At 58.2% G+C, this 23,081-nt stretch carries 19 protein-coding genes and 1 tRNA gene; 4 read left to right on the top strand and 16 right to left on the bottom strand.

The genetic code is table 11. The annotated features are described in order from the left end of the window. Positions 1–5: 5 nt before the first annotated feature. From ACILSL_RS03225 to ACILSL_RS03190, 8 genes are all read right to left on the bottom strand, one after another. A complete protein-coding gene (locus ACILSL_RS03225; RefSeq protein ID WP_395730558.1) occupies positions 6–1,637 on the bottom strand; it encodes a bifunctional protein-serine/threonine kinase/phosphatase in 1,632 nt (543 codons plus the stop codon). 23 nt (positions 1,638–1,660) lie between these two features. Continuing rightward, on the bottom strand, positions 1,661–2,866 hold the full coding sequence (locus ACILSL_RS03220) for a nitrate/nitrite transporter (protein ID WP_395730557.1): 1,206 nt from the start codon (positions 2,864–2,866) through the stop codon (positions 1,661–1,663). A gap of 178 nt (positions 2,867–3,044) precedes the next feature. Further along, positions 3,045–4,451 (bottom strand): alginate export family protein, encoded by a 1,407-nt coding sequence (locus ACILSL_RS03215; RefSeq protein WP_395730556.1) that lies wholly within the window; start codon positions 4,449–4,451, stop codon positions 3,045–3,047. 33 nt (positions 4,452–4,484) lie between these two features. Beyond that, positions 4,485–5,345 carry an ABC transporter ATP-binding protein gene (locus ACILSL_RS03210; protein WP_395730663.1) on the bottom strand — a complete coding sequence of 287 codons (861 nt, stop codon included), beginning with the start codon at positions 5,343–5,345 and terminating at the stop codon, positions 4,485–4,487. Between the two features lie 14 nt (positions 5,346–5,359). Next, positions 5,360–6,280: an ABC transporter ATP-binding protein gene (locus ACILSL_RS03205; RefSeq protein ID WP_395730555.1), complete on the bottom strand. Its 921-nt coding sequence runs from the start codon at positions 6,278–6,280 to the stop codon at positions 5,360–5,362. A 19-nt stretch (positions 6,281–6,299) separates the two neighbouring features. Beyond that, positions 6,300–7,184 (bottom strand): nitrate ABC transporter permease, encoded by an 885-nt coding sequence (gene ntrB, locus ACILSL_RS03200; RefSeq protein ID WP_395730554.1) that lies wholly within the window; start codon positions 7,182–7,184, stop codon positions 6,300–6,302. 23 nt (positions 7,185–7,207) lie between these two features. After that, on the bottom strand, positions 7,208–8,491 hold the full coding sequence (locus ACILSL_RS03195; RefSeq protein WP_395730553.1) for a CmpA/NrtA family ABC transporter substrate-binding protein: 1,284 nt from the start codon (positions 8,489–8,491) through the stop codon (positions 7,208–7,210). Next, positions 8,488–9,594, bottom strand: a complete 1,107-nt coding sequence (locus tag ACILSL_RS03190; RefSeq protein WP_395730552.1) for a CmpA/NrtA family ABC transporter substrate-binding protein — start codon at positions 9,592–9,594, stop codon at positions 8,488–8,490. The genes ACILSL_RS03195 and ACILSL_RS03190 overlap by 4 nt, the downstream gene beginning before the upstream one ends. A gap of 91 nt (positions 9,595–9,685) precedes the next feature. Between ACILSL_RS03190 and ACILSL_RS03185 the strand changes: the two genes are divergently transcribed. Then, positions 9,686–10,600, top strand: a complete 915-nt coding sequence (locus ACILSL_RS03185) for a LysR family transcriptional regulator (RefSeq protein ID WP_395730551.1) — start codon at positions 9,686–9,688, stop codon at positions 10,598–10,600. Here ACILSL_RS03185 and ACILSL_RS03180 read toward each other — a convergent pair. Continuing rightward, positions 10,526–11,467: a hypothetical protein gene (locus ACILSL_RS03180; RefSeq protein ID WP_395730550.1), complete on the bottom strand. Its 942-nt coding sequence runs from the start codon at positions 11,465–11,467 to the stop codon at positions 10,526–10,528. The genes ACILSL_RS03185 and ACILSL_RS03180 overlap by 75 nt on opposite strands. Further along, entirely contained in the window at positions 11,464–12,666 is a 1,203-nt protein-coding gene (locus ACILSL_RS03175; RefSeq protein WP_395730549.1) for a magnesium transporter, read from the bottom strand. Before ACILSL_RS03175 ends, ACILSL_RS03180 begins: the two co-directional genes overlap by 4 nt. 93 nt (positions 12,667–12,759) lie before the next feature. Between ACILSL_RS03175 and ACILSL_RS03170 the strand changes: the two genes are divergently transcribed. Beyond that, positions 12,760–13,749: a rhomboid family intramembrane serine protease gene (locus tag ACILSL_RS03170; protein ID WP_395730548.1), complete on the top strand. Its 990-nt coding sequence runs from the start codon at positions 12,760–12,762 to the stop codon at positions 13,747–13,749. 234 nt (positions 13,750–13,983) lie between these two features. Continuing rightward, positions 13,984–14,535, top strand: a complete 552-nt coding sequence (locus ACILSL_RS03165) for a cob(I)yrinic acid a,c-diamide adenosyltransferase (protein ID WP_395730547.1) — start codon at positions 13,984–13,986, stop codon at positions 14,533–14,535. A gap of 116 nt (positions 14,536–14,651) precedes the next feature. On the opposite strand, the gene ACILSL_RS03160 is transcribed toward ACILSL_RS03165, so the two are convergent. The 4 genes from ACILSL_RS03160 to ACILSL_RS03145 are packed head-to-tail and all read right to left on the bottom strand — an operon-like array spanning position 14,652 to position 19,683. After that, positions 14,652–16,103, bottom strand: a complete 1,452-nt coding sequence (locus tag ACILSL_RS03160) for a hypothetical protein (protein ID WP_395730546.1) — start codon at positions 16,101–16,103, stop codon at positions 14,652–14,654. A 44-nt stretch (positions 16,104–16,147) separates the two neighbouring features. Continuing rightward, complete coding sequence (locus tag ACILSL_RS03155; RefSeq protein WP_395730545.1) at positions 16,148–18,103, bottom strand: Gldg family protein; 1,956 nt, start codon at positions 18,101–18,103, stop codon at positions 16,148–16,150. A 43-nt stretch (positions 18,104–18,146) separates the two neighbouring features. Then, positions 18,147–18,905 (bottom strand): ABC transporter permease, encoded by a 759-nt coding sequence (locus ACILSL_RS03150; protein WP_395730544.1) that lies wholly within the window; start codon positions 18,903–18,905, stop codon positions 18,147–18,149. 37 nt (positions 18,906–18,942) lie between these two features. Beyond that, positions 18,943–19,683, bottom strand: a complete 741-nt coding sequence (locus tag ACILSL_RS03145) for an ABC transporter ATP-binding protein (RefSeq protein ID WP_395730543.1) — start codon at positions 19,681–19,683, stop codon at positions 18,943–18,945. 243 nt (positions 19,684–19,926) lie between these two features. On the opposite strand from ACILSL_RS03145, the gene ACILSL_RS03140 reads away from it, so the two are divergent. Then, the gene (locus tag ACILSL_RS03140) at positions 19,927–21,771 is read left to right on the top strand and encodes a hypothetical protein (protein ID WP_395730542.1); all 1,845 of its coding nucleotides are present in this window, start codon (positions 19,927–19,929) and stop codon (positions 21,769–21,771) included. Between the two features lie 153 nt (positions 21,772–21,924). Here ACILSL_RS03140 and ACILSL_RS03135 read toward each other — a convergent pair. Both ACILSL_RS03135 and ACILSL_RS03130 read right to left on the bottom strand, forming a co-directional pair. Beyond that, positions 21,925–22,001 (bottom strand) — tRNA-Asp (locus tag ACILSL_RS03135). Positions 22,002–22,079: 78 nt separating this feature from the next. Then, the gene (locus ACILSL_RS03130) at positions 22,080–22,994 is read right to left on the bottom strand and encodes a hypothetical protein (RefSeq protein WP_395730541.1); all 915 of its coding nucleotides are present in this window, start codon (positions 22,992–22,994) and stop codon (positions 22,080–22,082) included. Between the last annotated feature and the right edge of the window lie 87 nt (positions 22,995–23,081).

Genomic DNA, 23,081 nt, shown 5'->3' with positions numbered 1-23,081 from the left:
GGGCGTCACTTCTGGGACAGGAGCCTGAAAGCCAGCCAGATCGTGGTGAGCAAAAAGACAAAAAAGCCGGTCTTGTAGAAGGCGACGGGGTTGCGCTCGATCAGCGGTGTGTCCGCTTCATAGAAAGGCTGCACGCGATCAGGATGACTGAGGTCATGCGCCAGCTCGGAGTAGTGCTGGTAGCGACGCGCGGGCTTGATGGCGATGGCACGGTGAATGACGGCCTCCAGCCATGATGGGATGTTCGGATTGATCTTGGACAGCCGCTTCGCCGGATGGAAAACAGGCGTCTGGAAGCGCTCGATCTGACCGTAGGGCAGCCTGCCCGTGAGCGCCTGATACAGCGTGACGCCGATGGCAAAGATCTCAGTGCGCTCGCTGATGGGGACATTTTGAAAACGCTCCGGCGCGAGGTAGCTGGCGGTGCCGGCACGTGACGAGACGGAGAAGATGGCGGCAGCGCTGCCGAGATCGACAAGCTTGAAGGTGAGACGCGTGTAATCACCGATGCAGAGGATGTTCTCCGGCTTGATGTCGCCATGGGCGAGTTCCAGGCGCAGAAGCGTCTGTGCGGCTTCCGCGAGAAACTTCCCCAGCGCGATCGCAGAGTCCACTGAGAGCATGCGCTCACGCAGCACGGCGGCAAGGCTGGGCGCATCCGCAAACTCCATGAGATAGTAGCGCATGGTCTGCCCCGGCGGCTCGTATGAGCGGACGAAGTGCGCGGACTGGGCACGGGTGGCGTTCCATGTCTCGTGCGTGAAGGCTTCGAGATGCTGCGGACTGTCAACCGCCTCCACCGGCGCAAATTTCATGACGACACGATGGCCGTCCTTTTCCGCCAGCCACACGCGGCTGGTGCCATGAAACGAGCGCATGAGTTCATACCCGTCGATCACGTCCCCCTTTTTCAAAACTGCCGGAATGGTGAGAGCGCGTGCATTCATGGCGTGAAGTCTGCCGGTTTGATGGATGTCCAGGACCAGGGCGCTCATGTCATCCAGCGTTTCATCCTTCGCCTTCTGGCGCGCAGTCTGCACGATGCCCCGGGCGGAGCTGTGGCGAGAGAGCGCCAGGGCGATTTCATCCATGGACACATGGTTGGACACACCGTCAGAACAGAGAAAAGCCACGTCACCATCCTGCAGTGTGAGCGTGAAGCAGGAGGGCTCGATCTCCGCGCTCATGCCGAGCGCACGCGTGAGAATGTGGGAGCGCGCCGTTTCCACGTGTGTGGTGGAGAGCGTGTTCAGCTTTCCCTCGCGCCAGAGACAGATCGAGGAGTCTCCTAGATTGATGCCGTGCAGCGTGTCTCCCTCGATCACCACTGCGGCCAGCGTGGCCACCATTTCTGTGCGTTCATAGCGCACCTGCGACTCCTGATACAGCGCCAGGTTGAGGATACGGGCAAAGGTGGTGAGCGCCTGCTGGGGCGACCAGGTGCGCGGACGTGCGCTGTAATGCTCAATGAGAGAGCTCACTGCGCGCTGCGCGGCCTCGCGCGCAGGTTCGCCGCTGCCCGCGCCATCGCTAAGCACGGCGATGACCGTTTGATCCCACGAGCGCACGGCAAAGGCATCGGAAGAAGGAATCCCCTCTTCTCTGGCCATGCCGTGACTGGTGGTGAGTACTTTCATCGCTTCGGAAAACAAAGTGCGGATTAAATGCGTGCCTCAGCCAGAGCGCCCCAGGTGGTGCGCCAGCGGAGCTTGACGAAATTGAGGCCAATGAGGGCCAGAATGCACAGCGCGGAAAATGCGAGCAAACCTGCGAGATAGCTGCCCGTGAGCCCTTTGGAGTAGCCCAATGAACTGGCGAGCATGAAGCCGCCCAGTCCACCACCGCAGCCCACGAGGCCGGTCATCACACCGATGTCCCTGGCAAAGCGCTGCGGGAGCAGCTGAAATACGGAACCATTGGCCATGCCGAAGGCGCAGGAAGCCAGGAAGAAACCAAAGGCGCAGAGCCCGATCGTTCCCGCACAAGCCGCCAGCACCAGGGCCAGTGCCGCCACAAGGAAAAAGACATGCAGGGCACGAATGCCACCGAGGCGGTCAGCCAGAGCCCCGCCCACCGGTCTTCCCAGAGCGCCCACCAGCGTGCATAGAGCCGCCCAGGTGCCGGCTTCGACAGGCATGAGATGAAACTCAGAGGTGAAGTAGATGATGAGCGATGCGGCCAGTCCGGAAAAACCGCCGAAGCTGATGGTGTAGAAGAAGCAGAACCAGTGCGCGTCTTTTTCCTTCAGCAGATTCACATAATCCTTGAGCGTCTTCTTCTTCACCTTCACCTGCGCCTCTTTGGAGAAGACGATGTAGATGACGAGCACCAGGACCAGCGGGATGAGCGCCAGGCCAAAAACGGTATTCCAGCCATAGATGACGGCCAGCCGAGGCGCCAGGATCGCATCAATGACCACGCCGACATTCCCCGCACCCGCGAGGCCCAGCACCAGCCCCTGCATGTGAGGCGGGTACCAGCGGCCAGCCTGAGGCAGCGCCACGGCAAAGCTGGCGCCTGCAACCCCCAGCACCACGCCCAGCATGAGCGTGTGGGAAAACTGGTGCAAGCCTGTGAGCCACGCCGTGGTCATGCCTGCGATGACGATGAGCTGCGCCATGATGCCCGTGTTCTTGGCTCCGATGCGGTCCACCAGCATGCCGAGGAAAATACGAATGAATGCGCCCGAGAGGTAGGGCACCGCCACCATCAGCCCCTTCTCCTGAGGAGTGAGGCCGAGGGAGGCCCCGATCTGCGCCCCGAGGGCGCCCAGGATGGTCCAGACCATGAAACTGACATCAAAGTACAGAAACGAGGTTAAGAGCGTGGGCCAGTGTCCGGAGGTTTTGAGGTCGGCTAGTTTCATGAAGGGGCGTGTGGAAGTTCTGCTCTCTCCATGAGCTTTCCCCGTGCCAAGTGCGCTAAAGCAATCCACCAACGTCTTGAATGTTTTTTATATAATTGATGAATTTCGTTCATGTATAAAACCCCAGACGCCTGCCGCATTTGATAGAGGAGCCGCGGCAGGCGGCGGGTCGGGCAGATCAAAAGTCGATCTGCACCTGCACGTAACCGAACTGGGCGTTGCTCGCCGCACCAGTCTGCCGCAGGTAATCACCTGCGATGAAGTAGCTGTACCCCGTCAGGAAAGCGACGTGTGGGTTGAGCTTGTAGTTAAGGGTAATGTCAAACTCCTGGCCGCGAAAGCTGCTGGCATTGTTGGCGGCGGCGCTGAGCGGCCGCACTTTGGTGCTGCCATTGGCACGATACCAGGCGTCTGCGTTGCTGGCATTCCAGTAGAGGTGGTAGTCCAGCATGACTTTCAGCTTGGGTGTTGGCATGAAGCTGAAGTTGACCTGGGGATTGTGCACGTTCATCCACGCCGTGGTGTCCATGTAGCCGTAGAACATGTGGTTCGTGGGAAAGAGGTTCTGGAAGGTGCCCACCTTGCCATCGCTTGGATCACCATCACCGCTGGCATAATTGTATTGCAGGCCAAAGCGTGGCTTCCAGGAATGCTTGAGCCAGTTGTAACCGGCGCCCCAGTGACCCGCATAGGCGGTGAGAGAGCGCCCGCCGACCTTGCCAGTCTGGAAGGCCATCTCCGTGTCATAGTCGAAGCCGTGCATCTTTTTGGGATCACCCTTCCACAGAGTGCCGAGGGTGACGAAGCTGGTCGAGCCAATGGGCGCGCCAAAGCTGGCCTGGCCATCGTCGCGATAGTGGAAGGCGTAGAAGTCGGTGGTGGTGTTGAAGGGGACGAAGAGCGTGCTGAGATACAGGCCGCTGATGAAGGCATTGCGATGATCCGCTTGATCCAGGAGGTCCGACTTGTTCCATTTGTTATTGGCGAAACCCACCGGGCTGGCGGTGAAGGCATCCAGCGACCACTTTGTGTCGGTGTAGCGGAACCGGAACGCATCAAAGGTGCGCGCCTGGTTCGCCCACTCCAGCGGACCGATCAGGCGCTGATCCCCGAAGGAGAGGAACTGGCGGCCAAGAACGGCGCTGAACCCTTTTTTGAGATTCCCGAGCTGGATGTAAGCCTTGAGCACATCGAAAACGTCATCGCCCTCGGCACCGTTCACGCCAATCTGGCGCGCCCGGCTTCCGCCGATTTCCCGCACGTCCTGCCCCTGCACGTAGAGCTTGATCCACGGGTTCAAATCATACCCGAGCCCGAGACGGAAGCGCTGGAGCAGCCAGGCGGCATCCTGCGGGCTGTTGATCGCGCTGTTGAAGTCAAAGTTGTTGTCTCTGACTTCATAGCGCATTTTTTCCTGCACATCGACAGTCAGCTTTCCCATCTTCATGGGTGCGTAGGTGGGAGGCGGAGGCGCCAGCGTAAAGCCTGGCACAGGGGCCGGTGCAGGCGAGGTGGATTTAGGAGCGGGAGTTTGGGCGAATGCCAGCGAGGTAGTCGCCAGCAAAAGCGGGAGTAGCCTTTTCATGGGGTGTGGTGGGTGGGTGTGTTGTTGATTCGGCTAAGCGGCGGCTGCAGGGAAATTGGGGGCATGGGTGGCCAGTTCGGCGGCCATGTCTGGAGAAGGAACAAACTTGGGATCACGGCTGGGGCGGATGTGTGACTTGTCGTTGAGAAAGGTGATCAGCCGCTCGCGCAGTTCATAGTAACGCGAGTCTTCCATGATCTGTTTGCGGTTGCGAGGACGCTCGAAAGGAATCTGCAAAATATCACCTACTTCGGCCTCAGGACCGTCCGTCATCATCACGACGCGATCAGAGAGAAAGATGGCTTCATCCACATCATGCGTGACCATGAGAGTGGTGATGCGGTTGCGACGCCACAGTTCGAGCAGAACCTCCTGCAGTTCATACCTCGTGAGTGAATCCAGCATGCCAAAGGGCTCGTCGAGAAGAAGCATCTTCGGCTGCAGGACAAATGCACGGGCAATACCCACGCGCTGACGCATTCCCTGGGAAAGCTCACCGGGATATTTATGCATCGCATCGCCAAGCCCTACGATGGTGAGGTAGTACTCCACCATTTGACGCCGCTCTTCCTTGCTGGCGGTATAATAGACCTGGCTTGCACCGAGCATGACGTTTTCAAAAGCCGTCATCCACGGCAGCAGGCAGGGGGATTGAAACACGATGCCACGATCCGGGCCCGGTCCACTTGCCTCACGTCCCGCAAGAATCATGTTGCCCTGGCTGAGATCACTCAAACCGGCGACCATCATGAGCACGGTGCTTTTGCCACAGCCGCTGTGGCCGATGAGTGTGGCAAACTCGCCCTCCTTCAATTTGAGATTGAAGTTTTTGACGATGGTTGCCGGCCCTTTCGGAGTGTCATATGTCTTCCACAGACGATCCAGTTCCAGCATGGGAGAAGAGGAGCTCACGCGGCCACCTCCACTTCTTCACGCTTGTTGTCAGAGCGGCGCTTCGGCCCGGTGCGGTTGAGAAACTGCAGCGAGTTCACGGTGGTGAGATCTTCAGGCAGAATGTCTGGCAGGCTGAGTTTCACGCTCGTCTTCGGCTTCATACGCCCCTTGGCGTCCAGCAGGGTATTGATGAGCTCGGTCCGCAGCCTTTTGAATTTGGGATCGTGGTTGAGCGTCTTGCGGTCACGTGGTCGATCAAGATCAACCATGATCGGTTCCCCGAGTGTGGCGGGGGCTGTGGGCAGCAGCGGGATGACACGGTCCGCAAGCAGCAGGGCCTCATCAGGATCATTCGTGATCCACAGCACCGTGGTGAGATTCTGGCGCCAGATCTCGCTGATCTCATCCTGAATCGTGGCACGAGTGAGCGCATCCAGGGCGCTCAACGGCTCGTCCAGCAGCAGCACCTTGGGATTCATGGACAGGGTGCGGGCCACAGCCACGCGCTGCCGCATGCCTCCAGAGAGTTCCTTGGGCAGCTTGTGCGCTGCAGGCTTCAGCTTCACCATTTCGATGTACTTCCACACATGCTCTTTGCGCTGCGCAGCAGTCCAGTCTTTGAAGACCTCATCCACGGCCAGCGCGATATTTTCCTCCACCGTCAGCCAGGGCAGCAGGGAGTAGTTTTGAAAGACCAGGCCCCGGTCTGGCCCCGGCCCGGTGATGGCCTCACCGGAGATCTTGGCCACGCCTGCGTCAGGCTTCACCAGACCTGAGATCAGATTGATCAGCGTGCTTTTGCCAGATCCGGAGTATCCGACGATGACGACGAACTCCCCTTCTTCCATGGCGAGATTGATGTCCTTGAGAACTTCCGTGCGACTTCCTGGAAGGCCGAAGCCTTTGGCGGCGCCTTTGATTTCGATAAGCGGCATATCTGGATCAGGGTTGAGGTTAAGCGGTTTTGAAGCGCGATTCGATGACGCTCATCAGACGGTCCAGCACATAGCCGACAACACCAATGGTGAGGATACAGAGGATGATGTGGGCGTAGCTGTTGGCGTTGTATTGCTGCCAGAGAAAGCCGCCTACACCTGGCCTGCCGGTCAGCATCTCCACAGCAACAATGACGAGCCATGCGATGCCGAGACTCAGCCGAAAGCCGGTGAACATGTAGGGCAGCGTGGCGGGCACGAGAACCTTCCACAGCGTTTTGCTCTTCGAAAGCTTGAGCACTTTGGCCACATTCAGGTAATCCTGCGGCACAGCGCGCACGCCGACAGCCGTATTCATGACCGTGGGCCACATGGCGCAGATGGCGATGGTGAAGAGCGCGGCGGCGTCTGAAGCACCGAAAGTGGTGCGGCCGTCCCCATTCACGATTTTCACACCGCTGAAGAGGATCATGCCCAAGGGCAGCCATGCCAGCGGTGAAACTGGGCGCAGCACCTGAATGATGGGGTCAAAGGCGGTGGTAAACTTCTTCGACAGACCGAGGAAGAAGCCGATGGGGGTGCCGATGAGGAGGGCGATGAAGTATCCCTCCGCCACCAGCACCAGAGACATCCACGTAAACCGCAAGATGCCCTGATCCAGCTCTCCACGCTTCGCAAAGGGCTCCGTAACGTAGAGCTTGCTCGCCGTCCACGTCTCGACCGGAGTCGGGAGATCGGCGGAGAGTCCTTCACGTTTCGTGACTTTGATTTTGTCGCCAAAATCATCCACCTTTTCAAGGGTGACGGATTTTCCGGCGATCGCATACCACAGAAGAACACAAACTAATATTGCGCTCAACGGCAGAAGGATGGAATCGAGTTTGAAGCGTTGGATCAGGTGCATAATGCGGCCATGCGGTTTGAGGGTTAGGCTTTGAGCGTTTTGACAGCGAAGGACGCAGCGTAGGCTTCGAGGTCGGCCTTGGGGTCGAAGGTGACGCCGTCGAAGAGGGTTTCGGGCTTTTCATCGACACCGCCGTGGACGTAGCCGATCTCCTTCATGGCCTCCTCGTAGATGTCTGAGCGCATGACCTGCCTGGCCACGCCTTCATAGTCGGGAGCGCCTGCGGTGAAGCCCCACCGGCGGAGCTGCGTGAGCCACCACTTGGCGTATTTAGCCTGCGGGTAGTTGCAGTTGCGATCGCTGAAGATCATGTAGTTAGGATCTTTGATCTTGCGGCCGTCGCCCATGTTGTACTTGCCTTGGAGGCGACCGAGGATGGTTTCCGGCGGGCAGTTGATGTAGGTGGCTGCGCTGACGATGCCGGCCTGCTCTTCGCGGTTTTCCATTTTGTCGAGCCAGACGCTGGCCTCATGCAGTGCTTTGAGGACGGCTTTCACAGTCTTCGGATTCTTCGCGGCGAATTCCTCGGTGAAGGCGCAGACTTTTTCGGGGTGATCTTTCCAGATGCCCTGAGTGGCGATGGAGGTGTAGCCGATTTCTTCGGCGATGGTTTTGGCGTTCCAGGGTTCGCCCACACAGAAGCCGTCCATCTTGCCGACCTTCATGTTCGCGACCATCTGCGGAGGTGGCACGGTGATGAGGGAGACATCCGCGCCCGCACCTGCGGCGTCGCCGGGATTGATGCCACCGGCAGCGAGATAATAGCGCATCCACATGGCGTGAGTTCCTGGCGGGAAGGTCATCGCAAAGGAGAGCGGATTGCCCTTGGCCTTGGCTTCATCCACGAAGGGCTTCAGCGCCTTGGGGTCATCAGCCACTTTGCCTTTGAAGGTGTTGGAAAGGGTGATGGCCTGACCATTACGGTTGATGATCCACGGCACGATCATCGGCTTCTTCGGCGCACCGCCGAGTCCCATGGTGCTGGCGATGGGCATGCCGAGGAGCATGTGGGTGGCCTGGATATCGCCATTTGTGAGGGAGTCCCGGATGGCGGCCCAACTGGCGCCTTTGCTGACGACGGAATTCACACCGTATTTTTTGAAGAGGCCTTTTTCATGAGCCACCACGATGCTGGAGCAGTCGGTCAGGGCGATCATGCCGAACTTCATGTCGGGTGATTCCGGAGAGTCATCGGCGTAGGCGGAGCCGACCCAGCCCTGAGGAAGGCCAGAGAAGAGAGCGCCGAGACCGGCAGTGGCACCGGTGCGCAAGATGGAACGACGAGTGAGTGGAGAGGTGGGATTCATGCTTGAACGAGTGTGGAGCGTTTGTTGGATTTGGCGTTTGTGTTTGCGGCGGCTTTAGCTTTGGGAAGTTGGGGTTCGGCAGTCCACGCTTCGCGCAAAGCAGTGGCGGCCTCCGTGTATTGACTGGTGGTCAGCAGACCATGGGCGATGAACTGATCGAGCAGCCAGCGACCGCGCTCACTCACGGGCGAGTTGGTGTCACGCCGGTGAAAAATGTGGAAATCCGTCACGGCCACGGATTTGTCGAAGCCGAGATCCAGAGGCCCAACCAGCGAGCGTTTTAGAATTTTCTCAGAGCCGGAAAAATAACCGCTGTCGGCAAGCACGTGGGCGACTTCAGGCCGATTTTCCCTGGCGTCGCAGAATTCGCAGGCCTCTTTCAGAGCATTGATGATGGCCTGAGACTCTCCGGCATGCGCACCGACAAAGCGCTCGGTGGTGAGCAGAACCTTTTCAGGATGCCCAGGCGCAAGCTGTTCGCTTGTGGCAGCGATCCAGCCGATGCCTTGCTCCACGGCATAAGAATTCCAAGGCTCACCGACGCAGTAACCATCAATGAGACCCGCCGCCAGACTGGAAGCCATCTGCGTCGGCGGCAGCGCCACGATGCGCACATCCTTTTCAATATCAATACCACCTGCCTGCAGCCACTGGCGCAGGAGAAAATTGTGGGAGGAGTAGCGTGACACCATGCCAAAAGTGAAGCGGCGGCTGAAGGCGCTGCGGATGAGCTTTTTCAAACTGGCGGCATCACGCACGCCGCGGTTCCACAGATCCCGGCTGAGGGTGATGGCATTACCATGCAAATTGAACACGAAGGGCGCCACCACCGGGCAGGGCGGACCGCTGATCCCCAGGCGCATCGCCAACGCCAGGCCGGCAATGGCGTGCACGGCATCGAGCTGGCCATAGAGCAGCTTCTCACGGATGGTGGCCCAGCCAACCTCACAGCTCAGCTCGACATGCACCCCGTGTTTGCGGAACAAGTCCATCTTCCTGGCCACCAACAGCGGAGCGCAGTCAACGAGAGGAATGAAGCCAATGCGGACCGGCTTGACGACCCCGGCAAGAGTGGATTTTGAAACTGTGGAAAGCTGCTTCATGCCCGGACATATCAGCATCAGACGAGCCAGCCGCGATAAATTCGCCAGAAACAATGCGCAATGTTATTCAATTGATGTATGAATGGCATTCATGGAACAAGCCATCGACACCCGACAGCTGCGCGCCTTCGTCCGCCTGGCACGCAGCGGCAGCTTCACGCAGGCCGGACGCGAACTGCACCTCACGCAGAGCGCTGTCAGCCACGCCATCAAGTCCCTGGAGACAGATCTCGGCAGCCGGCTGTTTCACCGTCAGGGCAAGCACGTGCACCTCACGCATGCAGGGCGCGAACTGCTGCCCCATGCAGAAACGATTCTACAGTCGATGAGCCACGCACGGGCGGTGCTGGGAACGCTGGACCAAATGCCGCGTGGCAAATTGAAAATCGGCTGCACCACGGCGGCAGCGCAGTTCATTCTGCCCACGGTGCTGCGCGAGTTCAAAGAGTCTTTCCCGCTGTATGAAATCAAGGTCACGTGTGGTGAAACCCCGGACACGATCGAGCGGCTGGTGAGCAATGAGATCGACCTCGCGGTCAGCCTGCGTCCGCTTGATGTTTCACGCATGAACTGCCACGCCATCTTTGATGACGAACTGGAGTTTCTCGTCTCTCCACTGCACCGCTGGGCTCAAACACGGCCCAAGCTGAAGGATGCGGCGAACGAGACCTTCATTGTGGCGAGCCGCAACAGCCTGAACTTCTCGATGATTCAGGAGTACTTTCTCAAGAACGGCGTGCGTCTGAGCTCGTTCATCGAGCTGGGAAGCTCCGAGGCCACGGTGGAACTGGCCAAGCTGGGCATCGGCGTGGCGATAGCCGCACGCTGGATTGCGCGCACCGAAATCGAAGCCGGACAGTTGATCGCGCTGCCGCTGCCGAAAGCCAAACTCAAACGCCGCTGGATTGTCTCCACCCTCAAGAACCGCCCGCTAAACCTGCCCGAGCGCACGTTCATCGGTCTTTGCGAGGAAGTGGGTCGGCGGATGAGCAACGACCATCTGTGAAAGCGCCGAGCAGACATTGAGCAATCCCCGCCTAAGCTCCACAGCCTGCGCCGCCAGTTCACGCTGCTCACGCTCATATTGAACACGGCCTTCCGCCGTTTCGATTTTTACCGGTTCGTAGCCGAGAGAGCTCAGGTCATAAGGGCTTGCGCGCATGTCGAGATCGCGCCCCTTGAGCGCCAGTTCAAAACACTCGCCAATCAAATCGGAGCCGGTCCAGGGCCAGAGCTTGGAAGACCATTTGTACAAATCCATGTTTGCATGCAGGCAGGCCGCCTGTTCGAGATCATGGCGTGAGTCGAGCGAGGGCTGCAGGACATTCAATGGCCGCGCATCCGGCGTAAAAAAACGAAACGCATCATAGTGTGAGCAGCACACAGGAAGGGACTCCACGAAGGCGGCGAGTTCATCCGGCGGCAGCCGCAGTTCATAGCCCTGGTGCCGCACCTGCTGCACCGACTGATGGTACACCATGGCCCACTCATGCAGCCCGAAGCAGGTGAACCTCCCTGCCCTGCCGAGGATGCGCGTGCAAAGCATGGCCACCCAGGCGGCGAATTCGCGCTCCCGCTGCATGAAGCGCCTCGCATCCACATGCAGCAGTCCCTTTTCACAAACGAACCGTTCGCTTTGCAACCAAGGGTACGCTTCGAGATCAGCACTGGTGACTTCCAGGCCCACGCCGTATGGCGGCACCCACTGATTGAGCTTCGCCGGCGCAAAGCTGTAGTAGGTGAAGAGAAAATCATGCACTGGATGTTTCGCATTGCGGCTGCGGCGGTCCACGAAGGCATCCGCGTGCGCAGAGACTCGCATCTCATGCTCATGCTTGCGCTGCAGCCATTCTTCCCTGCCCCAGACGATCATGGCACCAGCAGGGTCGCGAGTCCGAGGAAGGTGCCCATGCTGATCACATCCGTGGCGGTGGTGAGGAAGATGCTGGACGCAGTGGCTGGATCAGCGCCAAATTTCCTCAGCAGCAGTGGAATCAAAGCCCCGCTCAAACCGCTGACAACGCAGCTGAAAGTCATCGCCACCCAGACCACAAACGCCAGCATGAGAGCGTTGGGATTGTGATTCATGCGTGCATAGATCCCCATGCCGAGGCCTGCGGAGATACCCACGAGCATGCCGTTGTACAAACCGAGCAGCCCCTCCTTGATCACGAGCCGGCGTTCATCTCCCGGTTTCAGATCTCCCAAAGTCATGCCGCGCAAAGTCACCGCAAGCGCCTGGCATCCCGTATTGCCGGACTGCCCGGCCAGCACCGGCAGAAACGCGGCCAGCAGCACGAGGCGGCCCAGCGTCCCCTCAAACACCCCGACTACTGTCGCAGCGATGAAGCAGGTGACGAGATTGATCTGGAGCCACGGATGGCGGAAACGCAGGCTGCGCAGCAGCGGTGTGGAAAGCCGCTCCTCCTTTTCCACACCCACCATCGAGCCGACCTGAGCACTGATTTCGATCGCCCGCGCTTCGAACAAGGTCTGCCCGCGCACCAGGCCCAGCAGGATGCCGTCCTGGCTGCAGACAGGATAGACGGGATAGTGCTTGTTCACGACCAGCTTCATCGCCTCGGTAAGCTCCATATCAGGGTCGAGCTTGAAGGGGTTCCTCACCATCACGTCCTCAAGTCTGGCGTCCGGCTCGGCAAGCATGAGATCGCGCATCACCAGCAGGCCGAGCAGGCGGCCCTGTTCATCCGTGATGTAGCCGTAGGTGATAAAGGCCTTTTTCGCGAGCTTGCGCACTTCTTCAATGGTGTCGCGCGCGCTTGCGTCAGGGCGGAAGACTGCCACCGGCTCCTCCATCAACCAGCCGACACTGTCTTCAGGGTGTTCGCGGTTGCTGGCCCACTGCTTTGCCTGTCGCAGCGGGACAAACGTCATGGCGGCAGTGCGCGGCTCTTCCTGCATTTCCTCAAGCACGTGCTGAGCAACCATGGGGTTCAGCTGCTGCAGCACCTTGGCGGCGTCCTCGCCCGAGGCTTTCTCCAGCAGATCAGCGGCGTCATGCGCACCGCTTTGGGACACGGCGTCGAGCAGGGATTCAGAAGATGATTTCATACTGCGAAGAGAGCGTAACCGAACCGCGGGCGCTTGTCATCGCCTACGCGAAAAAAACCTCGCGCAGGACGTACAGACGAGCACATTCAGCCCATGTCCCTGTATGACCGCGACTACATGCGTGAAGGACCGCCACGTTCCGTTGCCGGAATGGTGCGGGAGTTTACAGCATTCCACGTCATCCTGGGGATCAATATCGCGGTATTCGTCATGCAGTTCGTGCTTGAGACCGGCTGGGTGACGGAACCACGGACGGGGGAGATGTACATGCCGCTGGGCGGCGTAAGCGTGCACGAACTGATGCGTGGCAATTTCTGGACACTGTTCACCTACATGTTTGTGCATGGCAGTGTGATGCACTTTGCCCTGAACATGATGATGCTGTGGTTTGCAGGGCGCGGGGTGCAGCAGCGATTTGGCAGCCGCCATTTCACCCGGATCTATCTTTTGTCCGGTGTCGTGGGGGCAGTTACGGAGATGGCGGTGAATGGCTTGGTGCTAGGCGACGTAAGAACACCGCTCGTGGGCGCCTCGGCGGCGGTTTTTGGTCTTCTCATGGCGCTGGCGGTGGTGATGCCGGATGAAAAAATCACGGCTTTCATCTACTTCATCATTCCCGTGCAGCTACGCCTCTGGACACTGGCGAAGGGTCTGTTCATCATCCAGCTGGTCTTTGGTCTGGCAGGCATCCTGTTCCATATCCTGCCTGAAGGCATGCAGATCGCCTACTTTGCCCATCTCGGCGGTGCTGCAGTGGGCTGGTTTTATGCACGCAGTCTCGGATATGGCGGCAGACCACTTACCTACGCCAGCCAGTGGCAGCCGGCCCAGTACCAGCAGCCGCGCAAACCCGCCATGGCACGCACACGTGCACGGCCGACAAACGAACTCGACATCGACACGGCACCCCTGACCACAAAGCGGCAGCCGGACTCCGTGGAAGCCTGGATGGAGGAGGTGGTGAATCCTCTGCTGGATAAAATGAACTTGTACGGCAAAAACAGCCTCACGTCGGAGGAACTGCTGACCTTGGAACGTGCCAGCCGGGAAGTGGATCGCCGCAGACAGGCCAAAGGGAGCTGAAACAGCACCGCATCACATGCTTTCCACACGTTCCTCACGCCTGGCCGCCTTGCTCTTGCTGGCCTTGCTGCTTGGCTGGACCGTACGCTCCTGCCGCAAAGGAAAAACAACCAGCCTTCCGCCGCCAGCCCCCGCCACAGCAGTACCGACTCACGAACCGCCGCCCAGCAGCTTTCCTGATGAGTGATCGCTTTCAGCCATCTTTTTCTCTTCTGAATTCGTAACTGTCTTCCCATGTCCATCGCCACCCGCAAAGGAGACCAAGGCCAGACTGATCTGCTGTTTGGCTGCCGTCTCGCCAAATCCCATCCTCGAGTCCATGCACTTGGTGCGGTGGATGAATTGAATGCCGCCCTCGGTCCCTTGCGCATTGCTGCTGTGCGCGAGGAGACGCAACAAATTGTACCCAAGGTGCAGCGCTGGCTCATTGAGCTGATGGGAGAGCTGGCCACACCGCCCGGCGATGAAAGCCGCTACGCAGCCAGCCATCCCGACCGCATTTCCACCCCCAACGTCGACTGGCTGGATGAGTGGGTGGCAAAGCTGGAGGCTGGTGGCGCGCTCAAGTTCAAAGGCTGGGCGCTACCCGGTGAAGCCGGTGTGATGAGCGGTGCCTATGCCGATCTCGCCCGAGTGGCCTGTCGCCGAGCCGAGCGCAATGTCATCGACCTGCAAGGCACGGCCGATCATGTGCCCAATGAGGAACTCATCCGCTTCCTCAACCGTCTGTCAGATGTGCTGTGGCTGCTGGCACGATGGGAGGAACAAATGGCCTCTCCATCCTGAGGATGTAGAGACTTCTGACAACTTTGAATCAGCATGCTCAGCCAGGCTGCTGGCAGGCAAAAAAAACGGAGTGATGCATGGCATCACTCCGTGGCGGAACAGTCTGCTGCTTCAGCTCATTTCGGCGCGTCAGCCGCAGGCTTGGCGGGTTCGGCGGGTTTATCCGTCGCTGGCGGTGCGGGTTTCTCCCCCGTGACGGGATTGGCGTCAGGAGCCGGGGCCGGTTTGATCTCGGGTTTCGGAGCGGCCGGCAGTGGAACGGCAGGAGTTGTCGTGCTGATAGGGGGGGAGGGATTCGCCGCGGGAGCGGCAGAGCTGCCGGGACCGGCTGGAGGCTGGACCATGTTCAGGCCGGGAATCATCTTCTTGATATCAGGCAGCCCAGACGGACTGGCATTGCCATCTGCGGCAGGAGGCGGCTGCTTCGCCGGTGAAGGCGCGGCGAGGATTTCAGACTTCTTTTTCAACAGGCTGCTGACGGTGTATTCCGTGACCTCATAGACCCAGCCTTCGAATCTCTTCTCGTTGGCCAGCTTCTCTTCCAGCTTCTTCTTTTCTTCGGCGAAAGCTTCGTCGTTTTTCTTTTTGTCTTCGGGTTTTTCGTCCTTCACGGCGGCGCGCTCCTTGGGAAGGTCGGCAGTGACACTCATGGTGAGGTAGTATTTGTCCCCCTCGCCCTGCCCGGCCTGTTTCACCGTCTGGATGTTGTAGGTGAAGCCGTCAAAGGTGACGAGCTTTGCCTTCACTGCGTCCTTCATGGTGGCTGCGGCTTTATCTTTGCTGAGCACGTCATTGAAGGTGGAGCTGGAGAGCAGGGAGCCCAGCGAGACCTTGCCAGCGTCGAGGCTTTCACCAGGGCCGGCGCCATCGAGAGTGAAATCTGCCTTGTCATCTGCACGGGAGGCCTTCCATGAGTCAGCCGGTTTTGCAGCGGTGACTTCGACCGACTTCAACCTCTGCACATCAAAAAAGCCTTTCGCCAGCCAGGCGTCTGGCTTGGTCACCAGATCTGGCAGCTGGTCATTGATCTCCCAGATGGTCTCCTCCCCTGGCACACGCACAAAGCGTGGGCCCTTGGGGCCGCCAAACATCTGCATCTGGTCGTTGTTGGACCCGCCCGAGCTATTCACCTGCCCGCCCAGCACCAAGGAGTGCATCAGCTTGTCCTTGTCGTCGAACAGCTCCACGAGTGTTCCACCGCCGCTGGCACTGCCTGGAGCATTCACTCCCACCTTGCCCCACGAGTCCTTGCCGATGCGCCGCCCATCCTTCACCTTTTCATACTTGAGGCTCAGCAGCGCGGTCTGGAGCTTCTCTTTCTCCACCGGATATCCCGCACGTTCAAGGACGACCCAGGTATCGTTCTGGACAGCGAGGGTAGTCTCAGACTTGTCCTCCTTAATTCGGATTTTTTTGATGCCGTTGATGTCGAATTCCGGGAACAACAGCTCCCGCAGCTTCACGTTCATGACGGAACGATTCAGACGCGAGTTGCGCTTGTTGGACTGAAAATAGGCGGTGCCAACGATGGCAACGAGCAGAACCAAAAGGATGACGATCTTCTTCATGGCGTTGAGGAAAAGAACAGGTGCTTACGAGTTTTGAATGAAAATCAGGCCGCCGCTGTGCGGGTGCGGCGTTGCATGGCGAAAACAAGGCCCACCACGCCCACCAAAAGAGGCACGACGAGGACATTGAGGGTCTTGATCAGGGTCTTGCGGAACTCCACCTCCTTGTTGACCTCTTTACGGATGTTCCGAACCTCCTTGTCGATGGTCTTCGAATTTTTCTCCATCTCCTTGATGTTGTTCATGGTGCCCTGGTCCACGATCAAGGCACCTTTCTTCAAGTCGAGCTGAGGCCGGGCTTTGCTGAGTTTTTCCGCCAGTTCCTGACGTTCCTTCTCCAGCTCGATCAGCTGCGGGCGGTATTTTTCTTCGACCGTCTCACGCATCTCCTTCAGCTTGATGAAGGGGCGGACCGGGGACTTGCGATTGCGGACCTGAATAAGGTCGCCACCGCCGACGAGCACTTCAATGGCATTGAGCAGCATGGGCAGGTTGCCGCCATTGGTGACGAGGCCGACTCCGAGATCCCCCTGCTTCAGACAGAAGGCGTCATAGAGCATGTCCGCATCAGAGAAGAGGATGACATTGCGTTCGCTGTCTTTGGACTCTTTGAGTGAGTTGTCCGCTTTCTTTTCCGGGGTCTTCGCTGCTGCCGCGGCTGCGCCGGGAGCGCTGGCATCCTGCTCAGGCCCGCCAGTCTCTTTGGATCCAGCAGCCGCCGCAGGCTTGCCATCAGGGAAAGCCGTCTTGAATTTGCCGGCGATGCGCACACCGAGCACCTGCTTTTTACCACTGGCGGTAAAGTTCACCATGGGTTCACGACGCAGCTTGTCAGCCGCAGCTGTGTCGATGAGTTCCGAAGCCTCCGAACTGCTGGCGAGGGTGATCACATCAAGCCCTTCCTTGCGCTCGATGTTCAAGGCACCGGCGTTGATGAGGGTGAAGGCCTGCAGGCCGGAAGTCACACGGTCGTCTTGATTGATGGCTTTGCCGGGGAGCTGCAGAGCCGTCGGCATGAGGCGTCCTTGCAGGTTGCCTTTGTAGTTCATGTCCACCAGAACCATGTCTTTCTGGTAGCTGATCCCCCAGGCCTTGAACAGATTCGGCAGGTCGGAGGAAGTGGTGATCATGTTGCCCGGCTGGCCGGTCATCGGATTGGGCTGGCTGCTCATGGCCTGAGCGAGCAGGCTCTGCGGATCCACAAAGGCGACCACGTTGCCGCCGCCGAGGAGGTACTGGTCGATGGCAAATTCAGCCGTCTTGGTGACATCTGCAGGATGCACCACAAGGAGGACGGTGATGTCGCCGTCGATTTTATCAGTCGTCATCGGCACCTCGCGCACCTCATAGTCAGCACGAAGCTGCTGGACGATGGCCCAGGCTTCAGGTCCGCGCTGCTGCTGGAAGGGCATGGAAGGCACCCCGCCGATGGGCATGGCGCTCATGAGACCGATGACCGTCTTCGTGGGCTTGATGACTTTAGCGATGGCACGGGACACATCGTATTCGAATGCCGTGGCATCCTCTGGATTGAGGAAAGGCAGGACTTCCTTGCGGTCGAGACACTGGACGGTGAGTCCCAGATAAATCTGGTCGCCTTCCTGATTGACCTGCATGCCACGGATTTCATCATCCTTGGCCTTGTCTTCATCATCCGTGTCCGGATTCGGATGGACGACCTCCAGGGAAACGCTGCCGTTGCTCTGCTTTTCATATTCCAGCAGCAGGTCCTCGATGGAACGTGCGTGAGGCTTGAGGATGTTCGGCATCACCCGGTCATCGTTCGTGGCATAGAATTTGATCGTCACCGGCTCGTCGACGTTGATCCTGCTGAGAATGTTCTTTGTCCCCTGCGAGAGGGTAAACAAACCGTCCTCGGTGAGATCGAGGCGGAGATTGCCAAATCCAACGCCGCCAACGAGGAAGTTGAGGGCAAAAATGACAGCAATGATCAACAGTGTGGTGACGCCGGCTGCGGCGTTCTTGTTGGTAGCACTCATGATGAGAAAAAAGGTTGGATGAAAAGGAAAGCTCGGCGGGAAATCAAGCGCGCTTGGAGCGGAGCCCCAGGTCCGTCACCAGCAGCGCCACAACGATGACTGAAAGGAAGTAGAGCACATCACGCAGAACGAAGATGCCCTTGGTCATTTCAAAAAAGTGATCCATGAAGCTGAAGTAGCTGATGAATCGCACGATTCCTTCCATCCCATTCGGGACAGCGTTCACGACCGTCTGTGTCAGACCAGGATCGCCGATGAGGGCGATGACCAGACAGAAGGCGACGCTGATGATGAAACACACGACCTGACTGCGCGTGAAGGCGCTGATGGCAGAGGTCACCGCCAGGCAGGCCATGGCATAGAGGTAGCTGGCCACATAACCGCTGATGATAGGGCCACTGTCAGGGTCACCCAGATAGGACACGGTCCCAACGATCAAAAAGGTCAGGGCCAGACCAATGAGCCAGATCACTGCCGCCGCCAGAAACTTGCCCACAATGGCCTGCCATGGGGAGACAGGCATCGTCATGAGCAGTTCAATGGTTCCCAGACGGTGCTCCTCCGACCAGAGGCGCATGCCTACGGCAGGAGCCAGCACCGTGTAAATCCACGGATGCCAGACAAAGAAACGGGTGGCCAGTGAAACGTCGTCACTGTCCAGCAGCCGGGAGAAAAAGAAGGTGAAGCCATTCGTCGCCAGCAGGAAGATGACGACGATGACGTAAAACACGGGAGAGTTGAAGTAGGCCATAAACTCCCGCTTAAAGACGGCCAGAGTGTTTTGGATTGCTCGATTGCTCATGCGTTGGTCGGATTGGGGGTGAAAAAACTAAAGGATCTCAGGCTGCTTTTTTGGCAACTGCGTCAGATTTGGTGATGCTGCGGAATACCTCGTCGAGCGAGTTCGCTCCGGGAACGAGCTTCTTCAGGCTCTCTGGTGTGCCGTCGGCCACCACCTTGCCACGATCAATGATGATGGCGCGGGAGCAGGCGGCTTCGACTTCTTCCAGGATGTGGGTGGAAAAGATGATCGCCTTGTCCTTGCCCATGCGCTTGATCATGCTGCGCACTTCATGCTTCTGATTCGGGTCGAGGCCGTCGGTGGGTTCGTCGAGAATGAGCACATCCGGGTCATGAATAATGCTCTGTGCGAAGCAGGTGCGGTGGCGGTAGCCTTTGGACAGCGTGTCCACGCTCTGATTGCGCACGCTGTCGAGAAAGCACATGTCGAGGACACGGTCGATGGCCTTGGTGCGCGCCGAGCCATGCAGGCCGCGCAGTTCGGCGCAGAAGCCGAGGAAACTGGCAACCGTCATGTCGGAATAAAGCGGTGCATTTTCAGGGAGATACCCGAGGCGTTGCTTGGCCAGCTCAGGATCTTCAAGCATGTCGATCCCGCAAAGATTCACGCTGCCGCTGGTGGGACGGAAATAGCCGGTGACCATGCGCATGGTGGTGGACTTGCCGGCACCATTTGGTCCGAGAAAGCCCAGCACTTCCCCTTTTTCCACGGAGAAGGAGACATCATCGACAGCCACTTTGGTGCCGAACACCTTGATGAGGTTCTTAACTTGGATCATAACGTCGTTGGATCGGTTGGTTGGGAAAACGGAACGCCACAGGGAGGCGGTTCTGGTTGTTCGCCCCCTCCGGACGTTCAATCGCGGAGTGCTGCTTTAGGAGGTACAAGGGGCTTTTCAACTGAATTTTCTTGGGTTGAGGGATGCCTTCAACACCAAATTTTACAATCAGGTTGCAGAATAAATTTCAACGTGACGGCGCATCCAGCACACCTACATTCAACACCCCAGTCGCGAATCCTCATGCTTTGGAACCAAAACATTGATCCCACCAAAGATCTCACGCACAAACCATTCGTTTTGTGGCGGCCTTTCATTGCCGCCTGGGAGTGGCTGGTGCCTCCGACGGTGGCGCACCGGGACCGGCAGTCGCCGCTGGCGCGCTGGATCGCGGCCATTGTGATCCTGAGCATCTGCACCACCCTGCTTATCCTCGGCATCATCTATGCGCGGCCGCTGAAAAACTCATACAAGAACATGCGCGCTACAAGCATGGTGAAAGAAGCGCGGCAGATGATGGAAAACGGCCAGGGCGTCAATGCGGTGATGAAAGCCCAGGAAGCCTACACGAAAGCCCCCGAGAGCGAGGAGGCCATCCGGCTGAACTTTGAGTATTTCACGCTCATGAAGCGTGACACAGCTCTGTACTTTTATGACAAGCTGAAGAACCTTGACGTTCTGACCCCAGCCGATGAGCAGCTCCATGTGCGCAGCCTCCTCAATCTGGGAAAGCCGAAGGAAGCCTCCCAGGCGCTGGAGCAATTGATGCGAGTGGAGAAGCCCAGTGAAGCGCTGATAAAGCTGGCCGAAGAAGTCTGGGGTCAGCGTGAACAGAACAAACCGCTGCTCAATGTGCTGCGCAGCTACACTCTGGCACATCCAGATGACAAAGAAGGTGCCCTGCGATTCGCCAAGGTACAGCTAGCCTCCGGAAATTCGACCGAAGCGGGACTCGGCATGGAATCACTCTGGAAGCTGGCCTCCGAAGATGACGCGATCGGGCTGCAAACCCTGGAGTACATCGACAGCCTGCCTAGTTTGACTCCTGAAGACATCACACGGTTGATCGAACGACTCAAAAAGCATCCCAAGGCGGACGATATTCACTACGTACATGCATTGAAGCGCGAAGTTCAGCAGTCGCCGGGGCATAAAAAAGAAATCGTCATGGCAGCCACAGCCAGGTACCGGGACAAAAAACGTGACGAATTGCTGCCTTTCATACGCTGGCTGGTGGAAGAAGGAGAATTCCGCCAGGTGCTGTCCGTCCTGCCTGAGAACGAAGCCAAAGCCCATCCGCGCCTGCTGGAAAACTATCTCAACGCGCTCACGATGCTGCAGCGTTTTGATGACTTGGAGCGCCTCGTCAACGATCCCAAGGTCGCAGAAATACTCGATCCCACGACGGTGGCGATGTTTCGTGCACACCTGGCTTACATTCTGAAAAAGCCTGCTGAAGAACTGCGATCCAAACTGATTACCGCCAAGGACGCTGCCCAGTTCAATGGACGATATGATGCCCTGCTGCAAATCGCCAGGTATGGCGAGGAACGCGGCCATTTTGACATTGCCGAGGATGCCTACCGCCTTGCCATCAAGGCGGCGAAGCGCGCCTCAGCCTCGCCCCGCATCGAGCGAGATGCCTTCACCGGCCTGATCAAAGCGTGCCTGGCCAACCGCAGCACTGAATCTCTGATCCAAGCCTCTCAGGAGGCAGTGACACGCTGGCCGGACGACACCAATTTCGTCGAGACCTATCTCTATGTCAGCCTGCTGGCTGGCAGAAACATCGAGCTCGCCCTGCGCAATGCAGTCAACTTGCTCAAAATTCAGCCTGCGGACAATCAGCGCAAGCTCACCGTAGCCCTGGCTCGCTGGCGGCTGAGAGACACTCAGCAGGCAGTACAAAATCTACAATACATTGATCTCAATCCGCTCACTGAGGGACAGCGGGCCGTTTTTGCAGCCATCGCAAACAGCGGTGGATTTCATGACGAAGCACTGGGTGTGATCAAGGCCATCAATCCCAAGGCCAGCATGCTGCCGGAAGAACAGCGCTGTTTTGAGAGCGTTTTAGTCAAAAAGTAAGGGGCCTGCGTACATCAGCAGATGTCAGGATGCTCCATGGTTGGAAGCTGAAGCATTGTGCACAACTCGAAATCCCCGGGGTGCAGGACCGATGAAACTGACAGCAAGAAAAAAGGCCGCCTGCGAAATGCAAGGCGGCCTATATAACCCAACTGGCGGAGCGGACGGGGCTCGAACCCGCGACCTCCAACGTGACAGGCTGGCGTTCTAACCAACTGAACTACCGCTCCTTTGCCGTTTGGGGTCGCGATAGTAAACGCTCATCGCATGCTGGCAAACGGAAACTTACATTGTGGTGTAAAAAATCATCACGGCACCTCTTCGCCTGAGCCGGTGTAATACCAGCCGATGACCTTGCCATTGAGCACCAATGCCTGCGCTTCGGTTGGTTGCAGCCCAAACACCGTCTTCACATTGCAGCCTACTTTCACCGCCCAGCCTGGCTTGCCTTGAACCACGGTGGGCTGCGGGTCCTGCCAGCTGGTGACATTCTCCGGCTTGATTTCGGTGATCTGCCCGCGCTTCATGCTGGCGATCAGCAGTGGATAACCGCTGGTGGAATCTCTAACCGGCTTGCCGTCAGCTTCCACTTCACTGCTGGAAGGGCTGGAATCAGCCGCTGACGTCTCGGGCTGGCTCTGGCGTTTGTTCGCGGCAATGGCCTTGAGTTCCTCCGCACGTGTGATCTTCCACTTTTCATAGGACTCATTGAGCTGCGCCTTCAAGTCAGTGCCATCAATGGGCAATTGCGCACGTGCCGGCGAAGAGGCGGTCGGCGCAAGGGTGAGCACCCCGTTCTCCGCAGCCAATGCATAGGCCTTGCCTCCTGCGGCAATCTTGCTCGATCCCACGCTCATTTTGAACATCGCGTCCTGCACCAGCTTCACCTCACGAGGAAAGGCAGATGCGGGAATCTTCAACCAGTTGCCGGTCAAGGCTTCGATGGGTTCAAACTTCGGGCCTGATGAAGCCGCTGCAGCCACTGGCGCAGGGGCTTTTTCCAGCGGTTTCTCCACCTCAACAGGTTTCGCAGGAACAGGGGTGCTTTCCTTGACAATCACAACGGGTTTCTCCTCTTCAGCAGGCCTTGCAGTCACAGTCTTCGGCCTCACGGGTGGATTGAGACTTTTGAAGACGAGCTTCTTGCCGGGAGGTGCTCCGAAATAGTCGTATGCCAGGAAGGCACCGCCAATGATGAGGATTGTATAAAATAAAGATTTCATGGTAGGGTTTATAGATAAATACTCACGCGCTTTCACGTGATACAGCGATTGAGTACTTCAATTTCTTGGTAACGCAGTTACATTTTT

It is taken from the genome of Prosthecobacter sp. (assembly GCF_044222345.1).
Classification (GTDB): domain Bacteria; phylum Verrucomicrobiota; class Verrucomicrobiia; order Verrucomicrobiales; family Verrucomicrobiaceae; genus Prosthecobacter.
The sequence above is the reverse complement of the archived record's forward strand: the minus strand, read 5'-3'. Positions and strand labels throughout refer to the sequence as shown.

Excerpts from the sequence above, each read along its gene's own strand:
- ACILSL_RS03225 (WP_395730558.1), bottom strand. The coding sequence starts at position 1,637 with ATGAAAGTACTCACCACCAGTCACGGCATGGCCAGAGAAGAGGGGATT.
- ACILSL_RS03220 (WP_395730557.1), bottom strand. The coding sequence starts at position 2,866 with ATGAAACTAGCCGACCTCAAAACCTCCGGACACTGGCCCACGCTCTTA.
- ACILSL_RS03215 (WP_395730556.1), bottom strand. The coding sequence starts at position 4,451 with ATGAAAAGGCTACTCCCGCTTTTGCTGGCGACTACCTCGCTGGCATTC.
- ACILSL_RS03210 (WP_395730663.1), bottom strand. The coding sequence starts at position 5,345 with ATGCTGGAACTGGATCGTCTGTGGAAGACATATGACACTCCGAAAGGG.
- ACILSL_RS03205 (WP_395730555.1), bottom strand. The coding sequence starts at position 6,280 with ATGCCGCTTATCGAAATCAAAGGCGCCGCCAAAGGCTTCGGCCTTCCA.
- ntrB (WP_395730554.1), bottom strand. The coding sequence starts at position 7,184 with ATGCACCTGATCCAACGCTTCAAACTCGATTCCATCCTTCTGCCGTTG.
- ACILSL_RS03195 (WP_395730553.1), bottom strand. The coding sequence starts at position 8,491 with ATGAATCCCACCTCTCCACTCACTCGTCGTTCCATCTTGCGCACCGGT.
- ACILSL_RS03190 (WP_395730552.1), bottom strand. The coding sequence starts at position 9,594 with ATGAAGCAGCTTTCCACAGTTTCAAAATCCACTCTTGCCGGGGTCGTC.
- ACILSL_RS03185 (WP_395730551.1), top strand. The coding sequence starts at position 9,686 with ATGGAACAAGCCATCGACACCCGACAGCTGCGCGCCTTCGTCCGCCTG.
- ACILSL_RS03180 (WP_395730550.1), bottom strand. The coding sequence starts at position 11,467 with ATGATCGTCTGGGGCAGGGAAGAATGGCTGCAGCGCAAGCATGAGCAT.
- ACILSL_RS03175 (WP_395730549.1), bottom strand. The coding sequence starts at position 12,666 with ATGAAATCATCTTCTGAATCCCTGCTCGACGCCGTGTCCCAAAGCGGT.
- ACILSL_RS03170 (WP_395730548.1), top strand. The coding sequence starts at position 12,760 with ATGTCCCTGTATGACCGCGACTACATGCGTGAAGGACCGCCACGTTCC.
- ACILSL_RS03165 (WP_395730547.1), top strand. The coding sequence starts at position 13,984 with ATGTCCATCGCCACCCGCAAAGGAGACCAAGGCCAGACTGATCTGCTG.
- ACILSL_RS03160 (WP_395730546.1), bottom strand. The coding sequence starts at position 16,103 with ATGAAGAAGATCGTCATCCTTTTGGTTCTGCTCGTTGCCATCGTTGGC.
- ACILSL_RS03155 (WP_395730545.1), bottom strand. The coding sequence starts at position 18,103 with ATGAGTGCTACCAACAAGAACGCCGCAGCCGGCGTCACCACACTGTTG.
- ACILSL_RS03150 (WP_395730544.1), bottom strand. The coding sequence starts at position 18,905 with ATGAGCAATCGAGCAATCCAAAACACTCTGGCCGTCTTTAAGCGGGAG.
- ACILSL_RS03145 (WP_395730543.1), bottom strand. The coding sequence starts at position 19,683 with ATGATCCAAGTTAAGAACCTCATCAAGGTGTTCGGCACCAAAGTGGCT.
- ACILSL_RS03140 (WP_395730542.1), top strand. The coding sequence starts at position 19,927 with ATGCTTTGGAACCAAAACATTGATCCCACCAAAGATCTCACGCACAAA.
- ACILSL_RS03130 (WP_395730541.1), bottom strand. The coding sequence starts at position 22,994 with ATGAAATCTTTATTTTATACAATCCTCATCATTGGCGGTGCCTTCCTG.